We start from the raw sequence: 16,650 nt of genomic DNA, 5'->3' as shown, positions 1-16,650 counted from the left end.
TTTATAAAAAGGCCTCAAAAAAACTCCCTACCTACAACCGGATTATATTATAAATTACAAAAAGAGCGTTCTATTCTATTAAGTCGCAAGGGATTAAAAAATACTAAATAAAAGGGTTTATTTGCCAAGGAGCGAGGAATAGTCATAAAGGAAACCTGGAAGCTGTATTACACCAAATTAAACCAGACCTAGATATGTTGGAATGGGCTGGATGGGTGGAAGAAATTGAGTGAAAATATTTGTTTCTATGAGGGTTTTGTGCAGGGAGTGAACCTGGTTACACTTATTACCAACGAGGGGAGTAAAAACTGCTGAAATAAACGAAACGGCGGGATCGTAAATTATTGTAGGAATTTTATAACATTAAATTAGCTGGGTTTGCGGTTTGGTAAGTTGGTTTATTTATCGAAAATTTTATATCAAGCTCATGGAACAATAAGCCCAAAAATCTGCTAAAATTAGACGCTCCAGAATAATCATGCAAAACAACTAATAATACACTGATGTCAAGAATTACAACGAATAATAAAAAATAGGTAAAACCTATTTTTTATTATCCAAATATTGGGTCAAAATGATCCCAAGTGAATTGGAGTTGCCACCCAGGAAAAAAAATGAATTAGCGGCAGAGATATTTGACTCGGAGTTAGAAGTTGCCACGCCGTAATTCATGGATTAGAAGTTAGAGGAGAAAGAGGAAACTACCGTACACAATCTGTTAAATTTCACTTTAATCACGCTACTTAATATTTAGTTACATAAAGATTATTTTTCCGGCCTACCTACTTAAGCTACAGCTTATTAGTCTACCGAACCGCAGGCTGGCTTATTTGCATCTACCTACTTATTTATTCGGTGATTTATTCCCTCGCGAGTGGAGCCATACTTTTTTATTAAGAATAAAATATCACATGAAGTATCCAGAAACCTGGTTTCTTAAGGTCAGTGCCTCCTGGAAGCTCCGAAAGCGGCAACGAGAAACCGGGTTTCTTAGGCAAGGTAAGAGCATCCTAAGTTACAAAAATTATCACATTAAATATCAATGCGGTACTCTCAAATCCGCCGCGAGTTAAGGTAGACTGAATTGTCAGTGCGTGAATTATTCACAGGTTAGCATCTATGCAGCTCAAACATCTGAATCAGCCTTCACAAGAACTCTCTACCTCTTGCGAGCATAACATCAAAGAGACCCAGCCACCAAAGCCCAATTATTTCGCTCACATAGCCCGTTCCTTGGGCAACCTCAGTATTCATGACAAAATCTGCCGTGGGTACGCACTGGCTCTTTGTGTTGCGATTGGGGGAACGACTGTCGGGATGTTGGTGGGCACTCATTACTATCGCAGAATTAACAATCAAGTACACCTCGATCGAGAAACTCAGCTTTTACATAAGTTGCAGGTGGCTTTAGTGCGAACGCAAAACAGCCAAGAGTGGCTGATTTACGGCATCGACAAGCCCCAAATATTTGACAGCAAATACCAACAGCTACAAAAGAATATTTACAGCTTAAAAGAGTTACTATCTGAAGTTAAGAAACCTAAATACCTGAAACAAATAAAAGGGATAAGTAAATTTAGAAATACTTGCGATTCGTTACTGTCTAATTATATTTATCAACTAGAAATAGTTAATAAAAAAATTAGTCAGTTGCCCAATAACCCCGCTCAACAAAGCGTAAAACGTAAGTTGCTGTCGAATGTCGCTCGAAATAAAACAGGGTTGCAACTAGATACGGCTGTCAATGATATAGCAGCAATTATCGATCGCGCCCAAGAGCAAGAAGATGCAGGGCGGGAGGATCTGCTGCGAGCCCAGGCGCTGCGGGTGCAAATAATTTTGGGTAGCATGGCACTGTCGATCGTCGTTGCAGCAGTGCTGGCGGGCTTCACCAGTCGGGCGATCGCCAAACCCCTCGCCGCTGTAACTAAAATTGCTCAGCGAGTGACTGAAGAATCTAATTTTCAGTTGCAAGTACCAGTTACCAGCACCGATGAAGTGGGAGTATTAGCAGCTTCGCTGAATCAACTGATTCAGAAAGTAAATCAGTTGCTACAAGAATTGAAATCGGAACAACAAATCCAGATACTTCAAAATGAAAAAATGGCAACTTTGGGTCGGATGTTAGCCGGTGTTGCTCACGAAGTTAACAACCCAATCAATTTTATCTATGCCAATATCGACCCAGCCCGAAATTATGTTGAAGATATTTTAGATTTGCTCAAAACTTACGAAACAGAAATTGCCAACCCGCCTGCCGCAGTGCTGGCGAAAGGCGAAGAAATAGACATCGATTTCCTCAAAGAAGATTTGATCAAAATATTTGACTCGATGCAAGTAGGCGCTGAAAGAGCCAAAGCTATTATCTTAAGTTTGAAAGATTTTTCTCGCCTCGATGAGGCAGCCCCTCATCCCGTCGATTTGCACGCCTGCATAGACAGCAGTTTGCTGATTCTCAACAGCCGAATAAAACAAGGCATTGAAGTGGTATGCAATTACGGGAACATCCCGAGTATTGAAGGCTATATGGGTTTGCTTTACCAGGTATTTGTGAATCTTCTGAACAATGCACTAGATGCTGTGGAAGAGAAAGCAAAAATTGAGAAAACTAGCTCTGAGGAGGCGAAAAAACAATCGGCTTCGGACTCAAGCAAACAAGAAGCACCGAGTTTTTCGCCGAGAATTGTGATTGCTACAGAATACTTGGACGACGACTCCGTGCTAGTGCGAATTTCTGATAACGGTATGGGAATAGCGCCCGAGAGTCAAGAAAAAATGTTTGAAACATTCTTTACTACTAAACCGAGAGGTGTAGGTACTGGTTTGGGATTGGCAATTGGTCGCGAAATTATCGTCAAGAAACACGGGGGGACGATTAACTTTTGGTCGGAGGTGGGAACGGGGACAGAATTTTCGATCGCCCTGCCGATTAAGCATGAGGATTCAAGGCCAAATCCGCTCTTACCACCTCCAATTGCTCGGGAATCAAATTCCATAGCCAACGAGAAAGTGCCAACCCAGGCCGAAAAAAGAGGAACTGTAAAAACTTAAAAATCATCCGTTTTTATCCCTGTTGGGAAAAAGAATGCAACTGCAAGCAAGCTCCCCAATCTGATGTCATAATTCATTCCATCTCTAAAATCTAAAATCTAAAATCTAAAATTGTATGAGATTGCTTACTGACTGGCTCTCGCTACCCCACTGGGTGAGTGATAATACCAAAATAAAAACTATTTTCCATAATCTTGAAAAACAGGATTTGCTATAATTTAAAGTTGAGCAATCACTGTACGGAGCGAAAATTATGGGACTATTTGACCAAATTTTGAGCGCGATCGACAATCCCAACCAACAAGCAAGCCCCAATCAGTTGGGCAACATTCTCGGTGCGGTAGAGCAGTTGAGCGGCAACCAGGGCATCGATGCGGGTACGACTCAGCTAGCAATGTCGGTTTTGGGCGGACACGTGCGATCGGCATTGCAAAACGTGCGATCGCAGTCAGGAGACGCACAAGCTCAACAACTTGTCAACCAATTTAGCGGTACAAATCCTAATTCCCAAGCGGTACAGAGTTTGTTCGGAGCCGGCCAACTGACGCAAATAATAGCCGATATCGCCCAAAGAACCGGTTTAAATAACGCCACAGTGCAAGCGATGATACCTGTTTTGGTGCCGCTGGTACTGAATTTGCTACAAACCGGCGGCAACGCCCAAAATCCAGCCCAGGGCGGAAATCCCGTTTTGAATACGTTTTTAGATGGAGATGGAGACGGCGATGTAGATATTACTGACGCCATGTCGATGGCTAGCCGCTTTTTGAATCAGCGCCGTTAATTTGGGATTTTTGTAACTGCAGATATCAGCGGATGGACACAGATGAACGCAGATAGGATTTTATCTGCGTTTATCTGCCTTCATCTGCGGTTAAAAAATTTCCAACTTTAACCCAAACCCAAATCAGTCACAGCACCGACACTGCTAGAAGAAACCAACTTAGCGTATTTAGCCAAAACGCCCCTAGTATAGCGAGGTTTAGGAGGCTGCCAAAGAGCCCGCCGCTGCTCCAATTCTGCATCAGAAACATTGAGCTGCAACAAGCGATTTTGAGCATCAATCGTAATTGAATCGCCCTCTTGTACCAAAGCAATTGTCCCGCCAACTTGCGCTTCGGGTGCCACGTGCCCGACAACCATGCCGTAAGTTCCGCCAGAGAAGCGGCCGTCAGTAATTAACCCTACAGAATCCCCCAAACCAGCGCCAATAATTGCCGAAGTTGGTGCTAACATTTCGCGCATTCCCGGCCCGCCTTTGGGCCCTTCGTAGCGGACGACAATCACATCTCCGGCTTGAATTTTGCCCGCTAAAATTGCCTCCAAACAATTTTCTTCAGATTCAAATACCCGCGCCGGGCCAGTTATTTGCGCTTTTTTAACCCCAGTAATTTTAGCAACGGCTCCTTCTGTTGCCAGATTTCCCCTGAGAATTGCTAAATGTCCTTGGGCGTAAATCGGGTTGTTCCAAGGGCGGATGACATCTTGGTCGGTGCGGGGTTCGGCTGGAATATCTGCTAACACTTCCGCAAGAGTTTGACCGGTAATTGTCAGCGCGTCTCCGTGCAGCAAACCCTGTTCTAGCAGGATTTTCATTACTTGGGGAATGCCGCCGGCCTTGTGCAAATCGGTTGCTACGTATTTGCCGCTGGGTTTGAGGTCGCACAGCACCGGCACTTTCGCTCGAATAGTTTCAAAATCGTCGAGGGACAACTCAACGCCGATCGCATTGGAAATGGCTAATAAATGCAGCACAGCATTGGTTGAACCGCCGACTGCCATGATTACCGCGATCGCATTTTCAAAGGCCTTGCGAGTCAAAATTTGGCTCGGTAACAACTGTTTGCGGATCGCTTCCACCACCACTTTTGCAGATTCGGCAGCGCTGTCAGCTTTTTCGGCATCCTCAGCAGCCATTGTCGAAGAATAAGGCAAACTCATGCCCATCGCTTCAAAAGCACTCGACATCGTATTTGCTGTGAACATTCCGCCGCAAGAACCCGCACCCGGACAAGCATTCTGTTCCACTGCATTGAGTTCTGTTTGGTCAATTTTGCCCGCGCTGAATTGACCGACTGCTTCAAAAGCGCTGACAACGGTTAAATCCTTTCCGTTGTGGTGTCCTGGTTTGATCGTGCCGCCGTAAACAAAAATAGCAGGAATGTTCATGCGGGCGATCGCAATCATCGCCCCCGGCATATTCTTATCGCAACCGCCGACAGCCAGCACCCCGTCCATACTTTGGCCGTTGCAAACAGTTTCTATCGAATCCGCAATCACATCTCTCGACACCAGAGAATATTTCATCCCTTGAGTTCCCATCGAGATCCCGTCGCTGATAGTAATCGTACCGAACATCTGCGGCATCGCCCCAGCTTCCTTTGCACCCGCAGTGGCCCGCAAAGCGAGCTCGTTCAATCCCATATTGCAGGGTGTAATCGTGCTGTACCCGTTGGCAATCCCCACAATAGGCTTAGTGAAATCGCCGTCACCAAAACCGACTGCCCGCAGCATTGCTCGGTTGGGCGCGCGCTGCACGCCCCCAGTCACAGCTTGGCTTCTCAAATTTTCAGGCATTTTAAAATTTCCTTTGTCTGTTGACAGTTGACAGTTGACAGTTGACAGTTGACCGTTGTCAGTTGTCAACTGCCAGCTCGCCCAAAAACGAATACAAGTTTCCGATAATCGTCGTGGTGAGCCCATAATTTTAGACCAAAGTTCCGGCTCCCAGATGAATCTGTGGAGCAAATCTAAAATCTAAAATCTCAAATCGACTGACTCAGTGCCGAGCGCCGAGAGTTTTACCCTATTGTTGATTTTCTCAGAAGCTTTGATATTTGTCAGACCTTTTAGGAGGCAGTGGCACAGCAGTGCCCGGAAAGCCGTGCAAAGATTCTACAGATACTACAGCGTGCAGAGTGAATACCGTGGTTATCTGGGATGATGTGGTAACACCCATCACTCTAACGTTTAAAAAAATTGCGAGGCGAATGACATGGAGGCCGATCGAATTCTGAGGCAATATGCGGCCGGAGAAAGAAATTTTCGAGAGATTAACCTCGTCGGGGCCGACTTAAAAGGGGTAAACCTCAGCGAGGCTAACTTTACCAGATCGAATTTCCAAGACGCAAACCTCAAAGGCGCTAACCTGACGGGAGCGAACTTGCGCGAGGTGAAATTGGCAGGGGTGGACTTGACGGAAGCCAACCTCAGCGAAGCAAATCTCATCGGTACCGATTTGAGCCGCGCCAATCTCAGCGGGGCTAACCTGATGGGAGCCAACCTGCGCGGCTCAATGGCCAGAGAAGTCAACATGACCAAGGCTAATTTGACCGAAGCTAATTTGACCGAAGCCAACTTTACCGAAGCGAATTTGTTTGCGGCCAACTTAACCGACGCTAGCATGATTCGCATTAATTTGATGAAGGCAAATTTGAGTTGGTCAACTCTCAAAGCGGTAAACCTGACAAATGCCATTCTTAGCCAGTCGCTTTTAGAAAGAGCTAACCTGAATCAGGCAATTCTCAGCGGGGCGATGCTCAGCGGGGCTAACCTGACTGGTGCAGACTTGCGCCAAGTAACGATGGTGGGAGCTAATCTGAGCGAAGCTAATCTGAGCAATGCTAATTTGAGAGTTGCTAATGTGAGTTGGTCAACGCTAGCAAAAGCTAATTTGAGCGGTGCTAATTTGTACCGTGCCAAGCTGTGCTGGTCTAATTTTAGCGGGGCTGTTTTGTTGGAAGCGGTTTTGATTGACGCTAATCTCAATCGAACTAACTTCCGCGATGCAGATTTGAGGCGGGCAATTATGCCGGACGGCACGACTAATGATTCTTAAAATTTGATTGTTAACTGTTAACTGTTGACTGTTGACTGTTGACTGTTGACTGTTAACTGTTAACTGTTGATTAATAACTAATGACTATCACTGAATTATTGATTCTCGGTGCTGCAGGAATTTTTGCCGGAATTCTAGCTGGATTTTTGGGTATCGGCGGCGGTACGGTGCTCGTACCTTTGTTGGTTGCTCTCAAGTACGCCCCGGTACAAGCGGTTGCTACTAGCGGTTTGTCGATCGTCATTACAGCTATTTCTGGCAGTATCCAGAATTGGCGCATGGGCTACCTCAGCTTGAGCCAAGTCGCAGGCATCGGATTTCCAGCCGTCATTACCGCACAAATCGGTGCTTATTTGGCGGGGATATTTCCGCCTTACTTGCTGTTACTTACTTTTGGGCTGTTGCTGTGGCTCAATATTTATTTGATTGAAGTTCGCAAGAGGCTGACAGCTAAGAAGAAAGCGGAAGCAGAACAAGAGGAACTAAGAGGAGAAGCAGGACAAGGAGACAAGGCTCAATTACCAATTACCAATCACGAATTACCCAATAATTCAAATATTTTATTCAATCCAACTTTTGCTAAAATTGCTACCGGCAGTGCTGCGGGTTTATTAGCGGGTTTGTTCGGCGTAGGCGGCGGCGTAATTATGGTTCCCCTGCAAATTTTGCTGTTAGGAGAAAGCATTAAAACCGCAATTCAAACCAGCTTGGGCGTCATCGTCATCACGGCTATTTCGGCGACGGCGGGACACGCGGCGCGCGGGAATGTTTTGTGGGTTGTGGGGTTAATTCTTGGCTGCGGCGGTTTGTTGGGCGCGCAGGTGAGCACGCGGTTTTTGCCGAGATTGCCCGATCGCATTGTTAGTTTAGCTTTTCGATCGCTCTTGGCAATCTTATCGATTTATGTTTTCTGGCAAGCTTGGCAAAAATTTAGTAACGGGTAATTGGTAATTGGTAAGGTGCGCGGCAGAAGAGCCCCCTACAAAAAAATCCCGGAAGGTACCCGCGCAGCACCCTACGAAAAATGAATAAGTAAGACTAATTTGCTGATAGTTTCTTCACGGCACGAGTCAGACGCTGCAAATAAGGCTTGACAATTTCTTGATTTTGCCTCTGCAACTCGGAAACTTGCTGCTGCAAATGCTGAATCTCGGTTTGCAACATCCCTGTGTCTATTGTGGGTCGATCGAGCAAATCCTGCAATTGCTTCAGAGAACCTTGGATTTGATCCAAGTCTACTTCGTTCGATCGCTCCTGCAACTGAGCCGTAATAGTTTTAACTTCAGTTAACTTTTCGCCCATCAATAAAAATCGGACGTTGACATTTTCCCAATCATGCTCTCTGAGGGCGCTATTTTCCAAAAGGCGGACTTTCTGCTGCAAATCCGACAGTTGCGTGTTGAAATCCTCAGAATCGGCCGGAAGCGCCTGCGCTTGGCGTTCGAGGGAGGCTACGGCAGCTTGTACCTCGGCGATGACGCCGGATTCCAAGCCGAGGAGTTTCTGCTGCAAGTCGGAGACGGCGGTGTAGAGTTCTGCAGGTTCTCCAGGTAGTATCTGAACTTGCTGCGATCGAGGTTCTACTGCGGCCTGTACGTCCGCGATGGCAGAATTTGCCTTTTGTTGCATTTGTTGCTCGAAACGCTGGCGATTGGCGAGATTTAGCGAGAGTGCTGCGGTTAAGGGGGCGGCAGCGTAGAGAATTTGGCCCGACAATACAGCAGTAATCGTGCCAATTGCTGAACCAGCCACAGAGGCGTATTCTGCCAATTCTAGCCAGTCCGGCTGGTTCGGGGCACTTCTCAAAGCTGGGAATGATGCTTTTTCAATCTTCTGCATAGCCTTTTAGTCGTAGTCGGATAGATGGCGATAGGGACATGATAAAAGCGATCGGCAAATAAATCAGGGCTATTTGTCAAAATTTCCGGATTGTGGTATTCTCATTGACCGAAAGCCTCCAGGATACAAGCCCCCGGATTCATCCGTGGAGAAATAAAAAACCTGTATCCGACAAACAACGCCCCGAATTTATCCGTGGGGTCAATGCTTCAATTCTTTAATCTAAAATTTAAAATCTAAAATCTAAAATCGATTGACCTCCTGCCGAATACCTTCTGACTTCAAAACGGTCAGTCTCAGGTAAAATTCAGGATTAAGTCGATCGCTTAAGAGTTAACCATTAACCGCCGTCTGTCAGGAGTCTACAGAAAATGGGTCTCAAGATTATTGAAAGCTACGATAGCAGTTTTGTCCTCGAACCCGATGCTAAAACGGCACTGTTCGGTTTGTTAACCGGTGAAAGCTTTGTCAAACAAGTAGCGCTACAATTGCAATGCTCGCGCATTGAGTTTGCCGAGTTACTTTTTCAGCCAGTCCCTTACAGCAGCGAGACGCCGAAGGGAATGCCTGCTGAATTTGAAAAGTATCATCAATCGAGCGATTTTGCGATCGTCAACGTCCCGCCTAATTTCATGTTCCAAGCCAAAATATTTAAACCCAGCCGCCTCTGTGCCGTTTATCGAGTTTTTAAGAGTTAGGTAAAGGCTGGTTAATCTGTGGTTAAATCTAAAATCTAAAATCTAAAATCTAAAATCGGATGACAGAAGACATTCAATCTCTCGCCAGCTTAGAATTCATTCCATACATAGACTCCGAGGGGAAATTGCCCGATTTTGTTCAGGGAAAAATCGGCGTTTACGCGATTTTTGACAGCGAGAAAGTCCTGCAATTTGTCGGCTATTCTCGGGACATTTACCTCAGCCTCAAACAGCATTTGGTACGCCAAACCCAATATTGCTACTGGCTGAAAGTCCAAACTATTGACAAGCCCAGCCGCACTATCCTAGAAAGCATTAGAGAAAGTTGGATTGCCGAAAACGGTTCCCAACCCCAGGGGAACGGTGCCGATGCTGCCAAGTGGAACGATCCCATCGACACCAAAACTGTGATGACTACCGAAGAAGTTGCAAATTATGAAGGGATCTTTGCCGATGAAATTGCCAAAGATAAATTGTTGAAAAATGTAGCGCGGCGCGTGGAAAATGAAATTTTCTCGCTGTTGAAAGCTCGCGGCGTAACTGAAGAAATCCGGTTTAATCCCAAGCTAAAAACTAGCGGATTGCTGGATTTAAAGTAAATACCGCTCACCCGGCACTCCGCCTGGGAATGAATTCCCTGTCTAATAGCGAAAGTCCTCGCTTCCGAGGACTGAATAATTTATTAGTCCTCGGAAGCGAGGACTTTCGCTTTGAGGCAGGGGTTTCAACCCCTGACGGACTGACGGAATATCGGTTTTACCTTAAGGGAACACCAATAGCCATTGCCGTGTCCATAATTTCCGTGCCGCGACAGCTTAATGCCGTTTCCCTACAGATGCTCGCGTACAATCTATGTGATATATTCTCTGCGTCTGATTAAATTTTAAAAGGTTAAAATTTATTAAGATTTAACACATATCGGAATCTGCAAAATTAACTCTGTTCCTCGGCCCGGAGCAGAAATACAACTGATTTTACCTCGATGTTTTTCCACTACAATATCGTGACTAATGGCCAACCCTAATCCAGTACCGCGACCTACAGGCTTCGTAGTAAAAAATGGGTCAAATATCTGGTGGCGCACTTCCTCACTCATCCCACAACCGTTATCGGCAATGTGAATAACAACGGATTTATAGTTTTGAGCGGCTAATTTGGAGTCTTGATTGTCCAGGGCGGATTCTGACTCAGAACTTACTGAAGTGCTGATGGTAATTTTTCGGGGAGACGGTTGAGTTTCCAGGGCATCAATAGCATTAGTTAGCAGGTTCATGAACACCTGATTTAACTCACTGGCGTAACAGGTGACTCTTGGCAGTTGGCTGTAGTGTTTAATGACCTCTATCTCACCAGCTTTGTTCGCTCCCTTCAACCGGTGCTGCAAAATAACTAAAGTATTGTCAATGCCTTCATGAATATCCACTGGCTTGTACTTTTGTTCCCCAAGGCGGGAGAATTTCCGCAAAGACATCACAATTTCGCTAATCCGAGAAGCACCCTCTGTCATCGACTTCAGCAGTTTTGGATAATCCTCTGCGATGAATTCGGGTTGAATCTCGTCCAGTTCGCCGATAATTTCTGCAACGGGGTGGGGGTAGTAATGTCGGTACAATTCGACGAGGCGAAGCAAATCTCGCGCATAGTCCGCCGCTAGAGCAATATTACCGTAGATAAAGCTGACGGGATTGTTGATTTCGTGAGCAATTCCTGCCGCTAGCTGACCTAAAGAAGCCATTTTTTCCTTCTGTATTAACTGAGCTTGAGTTTTCTTTAGTTCAGTTACGGTTTGTTCGAGTTCCTTGGCATAGGATTGTGTTTGTTGGAACAACTGGCGCTGCACGAGTTGATTTGAAACGCGGGCGAGAACTTCTTGTTCGTGAAACGGTTTTGTGATATAATCTATACCACCAACTTCAAAAGCTGTGACTTTATCAAACACTTCATTTAAAGCACTGATAAAAATAACCGGAATGTCCTTGGTTGTGGGAGAAGCTTTCAATGCTTGGCAGACTTTGTAGCCGTCCATACCGGGCATCATGATGTCGAGCAAAATCAAGTCAGGAGGAGTTAACTCGATCGACCGCAGCGCTAGTTTGCCGTCGGGTGCGGTGCGTGTTTTGTACCCTTGCTGCGAGAGTATTTGAGCTAAAAGTTGCAAATTAGCCGGAATATCATCAACAATTAAAATATTCCCTTTTAAGGCGGGAGTTGGTTCGGAATTCATATTTAGTTCCGTAAAATAACCTTTATAGGTTTGTAGTGAGTACGATCGCCCTCATAAAACCCCCTCGGACGATCGTACTCACTACAAACCTATCTCATATCCTTATTATTTTGGTTCGGGATTGATGAGAGCTAGTATTTGATTGAACTGAAACTCGTTAGCCAATGCGGCTAGAGCGCTTGCTAAAGCGTCATTGCGATCGCGAATTTGCTCAATTTGGATCAGAATTAACTCTAAATCGCACTCAATTGTGGCTTTCTCTAAAGCTGCCAGCCAATCTGCGGGTAAAGCTGCCAGAGTCTCTGGAGTCGGAGCCTCGATTTGAGTTGACTCGGGCACACTCTCCGGTTCACCGTAAATGTAACGCACTCCCAGATGTTTGTGCAGGGTGGCAAAAATTTCTGTATCTCGAAAGGGTTTGTGGATAAAGTCATCGCAATCATCTGATACAGTAACGGTTTGCGCTTCCTCGGCGTTACCGGCACTCACGGCAATAATTGCCGTAGCTTGACCTTTAACGGTGGCTTTAATGCGTTTGGTCGCTTCATGTCCATCCATCACGGGCATCCACATATCCATAAAAATTAAGTGTGGCTCAAAACTCGACCACATTTCAATAGCTTCTATGCCGTTGGTGGCTTCTTGGAGTTCAAAGTTAAAGGCAGCGAGGAGTTTGATCAGCAGTTGGCGGTTATCAGATCGATCGTCCACAATCAAAATACGATAGCGCGGCTGGTTGCGTTCCAGCGCTATCACCCGACGCGGTGGCTCTACGGGTTGAGTCGCCGGGGCATCAACGGCGCTGACGGGAATATCAAACGCGAAGGTGGTGCCGCGTCCTACTTCACTGCGTACAGTAATCAGGCCGCCCATCAGCTTGACAAACTGTTGGCTGATAGCCAGTCCCAAGCCTGTTCCTTGCTGAGATTTGGTTCCTGTTTTGGTTTGCACAAAGGTTTGAAAAAGTTTATCTAACTCATCAGCAGCTATGCCGGCACCCGTGTCTTCTATTTCAAAATGTAATTGGTAATTACTGATTGGTAATTGCTGAGCTTCCCCCTCCCTAACCGCACTTACTCTTACCCTAATTTCTCCTTCTTTCGTAAACTTAATGGCGTTAGAGAGGAGATTGATTAAGACTTGGCGCAACTTAAGTTGATCGGTTTGTACGTATTCGGGAGTTTCGCTAGAGCAGTCAAATATTAACTGCAATTGTTGCTCCCTTGCCTGGAGTTGAAACATCTCTTGCACATCGTTCAACAGGCTCCTTAATTGAAAGTCTGTTGGGTTGATTGTCATGCGTCCCGCCTCTATTTTGGCTAAATCTAATATTTGATTGATTAGAGCGAGCAAGTGTTCTCCGCTGCGGTTGATAATGCGGATATTTTCCTGTTGTTCGCGATTCAGGTTGGTCGAACGCTGCATCAATTGCGAGAATCCCAGAATTGCGTTTAGCGGGGTGCGAAGTTCGTGGCTCATATTCGCCAGGAAAGTGCTTTTGGCAAGGTTGGCAGCTTCTGCAGCCCACGCGGCTTGTTGAAGCTGTACTGCTTGCTGTTGAGTCGCTTCGAGCAATTGAGCTTGTTGTAAGGCCACTCCCAGTTGAGTGCTAATTTGCAGCCCAATATTGATTTCAGCTTCGCGCCAAGTGCGGGGTCCAGAATTTTGATAGCTGGCGAGCAAACCCCAAAGTTGACTGCCGCAAAATATGGGAAAAATAACGTAGGCTGTAGCTTGAAATTGTTTTAACAGTTCTAGGTAACAAGGACTCAACCCAGCGGTGTATATGTCTTCAATTATGCGGTAAGGAACGCCTCTAGCGTACATACCGCCTTGATTTTTTTGTAGATAGGTATCCAGCACTGGTGTATCGCTGGCTTGCATAGTTTTCACGGTACAGCGAGAGTGTTCGACGAGAGTGTTTGGCACATTACAATCGTCGGTTTCTTGGATCAGAGATATCCAGCCGGGAGCCATTGATTCGGCAACAAATTCCCCGCTCCAATCAGGATTAAAGCGATAGATACCGACACGATCGCATTTTAGGGTTTGTCGCAGTTCAGAGGTTGTGGTTTTGAATATTGTGTCAATATCTAAGGATTGACGGATGCGCTCGATCGATCGGGCGATGGCTTGTTCTCCCTGGGCGCTTTCTCGCAAAGCTGACTCGGCTTGTTTGCGATCGCTAATATCCAAAACAGTGCCGAACAAACGGATCAACTGCCCTTTTTCATCATAAATCGGTTTTCCTCGAACTTCTATGTAACTGAGCGAGCCATCTCTTCGCATCAGCCGCAAATCAATTTCAAAGCTTTGTCCCGACATAGCTTGCTCGCGCACCATTGTCAGATAGCGCGATCGATCTTCTGGATGAAAACGCTCGATTAATTGTTCGGTTGGCAGCGGTTTTTGAGTAGGATCGAGCTCGTAAATGCGATAGAGTTCTTCACTCCAAGTGGTTGTTGCTGTGGCGATATCGTGTTCCCAACTGCCAATACGGGCAATTTTTTGGGCTTCCAGCAGCCGAGATTCGGCAAACTGGCGATCGCTAATGTCGCGCGCTACCCAAACCGCAGAGCTATCCGACAGCGGCGAAATTTTAGCAGCAAACCAAACTTCTTGGTTATTAATCTGCAGACTGTAATCAAAACTAATAGTTTGTTTGGTTTCCAATGCCTGTCGAACTTGAGCGAAATAAATCTCCTCGCTTTCCTCATCAAAAAATTGTTCCATGATGGAGTCGATCTGATTCGTGTGATAGTTGTATTGAAAAATTCCCTTAGTGGGTATAATTTGGATGGTTTTTTCTTTGAAATCAAAAATAAATACAATATCTGTAATCGACTCAAATATTTTTACAAATTGCTCAGTCGAAGAGTAAAGTTTTTGCTCGAGCAATTTGCGATCGGCAATTTCATGTTGTAATAGTTCGTTAGCACCAGCTAAGGCGCAGCTACGTTCGGAAACTTCGGCTGCTAAAGTGCGATTGTAGTCAGTTAATATTTTTTCAGAGTGTTTGCGCTGTGCGATGTTATAAAAAGCATTGATGGCATAAATAATGTTTCCGCCTTCGTCAAAAATTGGTGTGGCGCGCACCTCAAAAGGAATAAATTTCCCATCTCGATAAAGTTCTACATCTTCAAGGAATACCGTTTCACCGCGCAGTGCTCGGAATGCGGGCAGTTCTTCAGTGGGATAAAGCTGGTTTTGGCGGTAGATTTGATAAACTTCTACTGCTTCTTCTAAAGTCGCATCGGGAATAGTTTCTACGCCGAGCCAATGCTTGGCAGTTTGGTTGAAGTACACGACTTTACCCGAAGCATCGTGGATAGATACTCCCGCAGGTATGGCTTCGATAAATTGCTTGAGTTGGCTCTCGCTGTGCGCTAAAGCTTCATGTAAAGAGTTTTTGTCTGCAAAAGCCTGTTGCAGTTGCGCTGCCATAAAATTGAAGGAATTGGCGAGATCTCCGACTTCATCCAAGCGTTTAATTTCTAAAGGTCGATCCCATTCTCCTTTTGCAACATTTTTGGCAGCGGTATTCAAGCGCATAATTGGCTTTGTCACCCAACGGGAAGTCAACAATCCGATCGCGATCGCCAGCGGCAGTGTACCGGCCAATAACCACAATGTGTTGCGCGTATTTGCTTGAATCGGAGCCATAAAATCAGACTCTGGCACCACCACCACAATTAACGACTCCAAACCACGGACATCTCGATAGGGAGTAACGCGGACAAACTGCCTATCGCCCTTGCTCGCCAGGGTAAATTTCTCGGTTGTTTGCAACGTGCGGAAGTTGCCAAATCGGTTGGCGAGTTGTCGAGCAATATCTCGCGTTCGGGCATCCTTGCTGTTGGTGGCTAGCAATGGCGTCGGTTGCTTTTTTGCTGGCGTCACCAAGGGTGTTTCTACTGTGGATGTGGCAATCAGATTGCCCGATCGATCCATAATAAAAGTTTGTCCTGAAGCCGAGAATTGCAGCCCAGCCAGAAAGGTATTGATTGCCGACAGTCCATTATTATCGGTGAGGCGATCGCTAATTCGCTCTCCTACTTGTTCGATTAACTGATGCGCTACATCTTCGACTGATTCCTGACCACTTTGGAAAGAAAGATAGCCCACTAGCCCAACTACACTTACCGTTTGCAAAACCAGCGGAACAATCAGAACCGTTCGCAGCGGCAGCTTGCTGAAAAATTTGGCGGCTAGGCGGTTGAAGTGATAAATGGGCATGGGTGTAAACCAATTGCGCTGATAATCATATTTTAACTGCTGTAGCGTGTCTTTCCCGCCAATTGGCGCGCCCTAAAAAATGTGAAATTTTCCGCCTAGTTCAATATAGCCAACTACTAGCGGAGATTGGACGCGGATGCGAAAATTTGCTTCTATTATATAAATTTCGGTTGCACTACTTATGATAGGCAATGTCGGACACGCCAATGCCGTTTCCCTACCCCATAATTATCAATTATCCTCGATGAAATATGTAACAATTGCCGGATTAATTGTAGCGAAACTGCATTGCCCATTGGTTTCAATGTAAGCTGATAATCTACCCGTCAGCCCGTCCGCCAGGGAATGAATTCCACAGGGATTTTAGCTAAAGTCTTCATAGCGATAACTAATGAGTTTAAAATGAGTTTAAAAATTTAATTTTCATATCATTTATGGGTGTTTGGGAAGGATTAAACCGCAGAGGACGCAGAGAACACGGAGGAAGAGAACAGAGAAATGAATAATTCTGATACCAACGGATTTGATATCAGTCTTCGCTAGGAGGACTTTAGCTTTGAGGCAGGGGTTAAAACCCCTGCCGAACTAGAGTTTTACAACGTTAAGTTGACACCAATGCCCTCGAAGGAAACCAAATATCCAATTAATGAGTGTTGGGTTTGGTTCCTCAACCCAACACTCATATCATTTCCGGTTACACCGGAATGATGTTGACGGTTGACGGTTGACGGTTGACTGTTGACAGTGAACAGTGAACAGTCAAC

The 16,650-nt window shown here is 45.6% G+C and carries 10 protein-coding genes; 6 read left to right on the top strand and 4 right to left on the bottom strand.

Going from position 1 to position 16,650, the window contains the following annotated elements; translation table 11 throughout:
• Positions 1–1,119: 1,119 nt before the first annotated feature.
• Entirely contained in the window at positions 1,120–3,051 is a 1,932-nt protein-coding gene (locus QUA62_RS18715; protein WP_333405871.1) for an ATP-binding protein, read from the top strand.
• Positions 3,052–3,304: 253 nt separating this feature from the next.
• On the top strand, positions 3,305–3,835 hold the full coding sequence (locus tag QUA62_RS18710) for a hypothetical protein (protein ID WP_333405869.1): 531 nt from the start codon (positions 3,305–3,307) through the stop codon (positions 3,833–3,835).
• 107 nt (positions 3,836–3,942) lie between these two features.
• Here the strand turns inward: QUA62_RS18710 and ilvD are convergent, their stop codons facing one another.
• The gene (gene ilvD / locus QUA62_RS18705; protein ID WP_333283443.1) at positions 3,943–5,628 is read right to left on the bottom strand and encodes a dihydroxy-acid dehydratase; all 1,686 of its coding nucleotides are present in this window, start codon (positions 5,626–5,628) and stop codon (positions 3,943–3,945) included.
• A 418-nt stretch (positions 5,629–6,046) separates the two neighbouring features.
• Here ilvD and QUA62_RS18700 point away from each other — a divergent pair, with 418 nt between their 5' ends.
• Both QUA62_RS18700 and QUA62_RS18695 read left to right on the top strand, forming a co-directional pair.
• Complete coding sequence (locus QUA62_RS18700) at positions 6,047–6,889, top strand: pentapeptide repeat-containing protein (protein ID WP_333214487.1); 843 nt, start codon at positions 6,047–6,049, stop codon at positions 6,887–6,889.
• Positions 6,890–6,969: 80 nt separating this feature from the next.
• Entirely contained in the window at positions 6,970–7,833 is an 864-nt protein-coding gene (locus tag QUA62_RS18695; protein WP_333405867.1) for a sulfite exporter TauE/SafE family protein, read from the top strand.
• 94 nt (positions 7,834–7,927) lie between these two features.
• On the opposite strand, the gene QUA62_RS18690 is transcribed toward QUA62_RS18695, so the two are convergent.
• Positions 7,928–8,728 (bottom strand): hypothetical protein, encoded by an 801-nt coding sequence (locus tag QUA62_RS18690; protein WP_333405865.1) that lies wholly within the window; start codon positions 8,726–8,728, stop codon positions 7,928–7,930.
• Positions 8,729–9,099: 371 nt separating this feature from the next.
• Between QUA62_RS18690 and QUA62_RS18685 the strand changes: the two genes are divergently transcribed.
• Together QUA62_RS18685 and QUA62_RS18680 are read left to right on the top strand one after the other, a co-directional pair.
• Complete coding sequence (locus QUA62_RS18685; RefSeq protein ID WP_333283449.1) at positions 9,100–9,426, top strand: hypothetical protein; 327 nt, start codon at positions 9,100–9,102, stop codon at positions 9,424–9,426.
• A 59-nt stretch (positions 9,427–9,485) separates the two neighbouring features.
• On the top strand, positions 9,486–10,025 hold the full coding sequence (locus QUA62_RS18680; RefSeq protein WP_190661320.1) for a GIY-YIG nuclease family protein: 540 nt from the start codon (positions 9,486–9,488) through the stop codon (positions 10,023–10,025).
• A 302-nt stretch (positions 10,026–10,327) separates the two neighbouring features.
• On the opposite strand, the gene QUA62_RS18675 is transcribed toward QUA62_RS18680, so the two are convergent.
• On the bottom strand, positions 10,328–11,650 hold the full coding sequence (locus QUA62_RS18675; protein WP_333405863.1) for a response regulator: 1,323 nt from the start codon (positions 11,648–11,650) through the stop codon (positions 10,328–10,330).
• 105 nt (positions 11,651–11,755) lie between these two features.
• Positions 11,756–15,886 carry an ATP-binding protein gene (locus tag QUA62_RS18670; protein ID WP_333405861.1) on the bottom strand — a complete coding sequence of 1,377 codons (4,131 nt, stop codon included), beginning with the start codon at positions 15,884–15,886 and terminating at the stop codon, positions 11,756–11,758.
• Positions 15,887–16,650 lie beyond the last annotated feature (764 nt).

It is taken from the genome of Microcoleus sp. MON1_C1 (assembly GCF_036701945.1).
Taxonomy (GTDB): domain Bacteria; phylum Cyanobacteriota; class Cyanobacteriia; order Cyanobacteriales; family Microcoleaceae; genus Microcoleus.
The sequence above is the reverse complement of the archived record's forward strand: the minus strand, read 5'-3'. Positions and strand labels throughout refer to the sequence as shown.

What these genes read in the sequence shown, in the direction of transcription:
- QUA62_RS18715 (WP_333405871.1), top strand. Translation starts at nt 1,120, where the DNA reads ATGCAGCTCAAACATCTGAATCAGCCTTCACAAGAACTCTCTACCTCT.
- QUA62_RS18710 (WP_333405869.1), top strand. Translation starts at nt 3,305, where the DNA reads ATGGGACTATTTGACCAAATTTTGAGCGCGATCGACAATCCCAACCAA.
- ilvD (WP_333283443.1), bottom strand. Translation starts at nt 5,628, where the DNA reads ATGCCTGAAAATTTGAGAAGCCAAGCTGTGACTGGGGGCGTGCAGCGC.
- QUA62_RS18700 (WP_333214487.1), top strand. Translation starts at nt 6,047, where the DNA reads ATGGAGGCCGATCGAATTCTGAGGCAATATGCGGCCGGAGAAAGAAAT.
- QUA62_RS18695 (WP_333405867.1), top strand. Translation starts at nt 6,970, where the DNA reads ATGACTATCACTGAATTATTGATTCTCGGTGCTGCAGGAATTTTTGCC.
- QUA62_RS18690 (WP_333405865.1), bottom strand. Translation starts at nt 8,728, where the DNA reads ATGCAGAAGATTGAAAAAGCATCATTCCCAGCTTTGAGAAGTGCCCCG.
- QUA62_RS18685 (WP_333283449.1), top strand. Translation starts at nt 9,100, where the DNA reads ATGGGTCTCAAGATTATTGAAAGCTACGATAGCAGTTTTGTCCTCGAA.
- QUA62_RS18680 (WP_190661320.1), top strand. Translation starts at nt 9,486, where the DNA reads ATGACAGAAGACATTCAATCTCTCGCCAGCTTAGAATTCATTCCATAC.
- QUA62_RS18675 (WP_333405863.1), bottom strand. Translation starts at nt 11,650, where the DNA reads ATGAATTCCGAACCAACTCCCGCCTTAAAAGGGAATATTTTAATTGTT.
- QUA62_RS18670 (WP_333405861.1), bottom strand. Translation starts at nt 15,886, where the DNA reads ATGCCCATTTATCACTTCAACCGCCTAGCCGCCAAATTTTTCAGCAAG.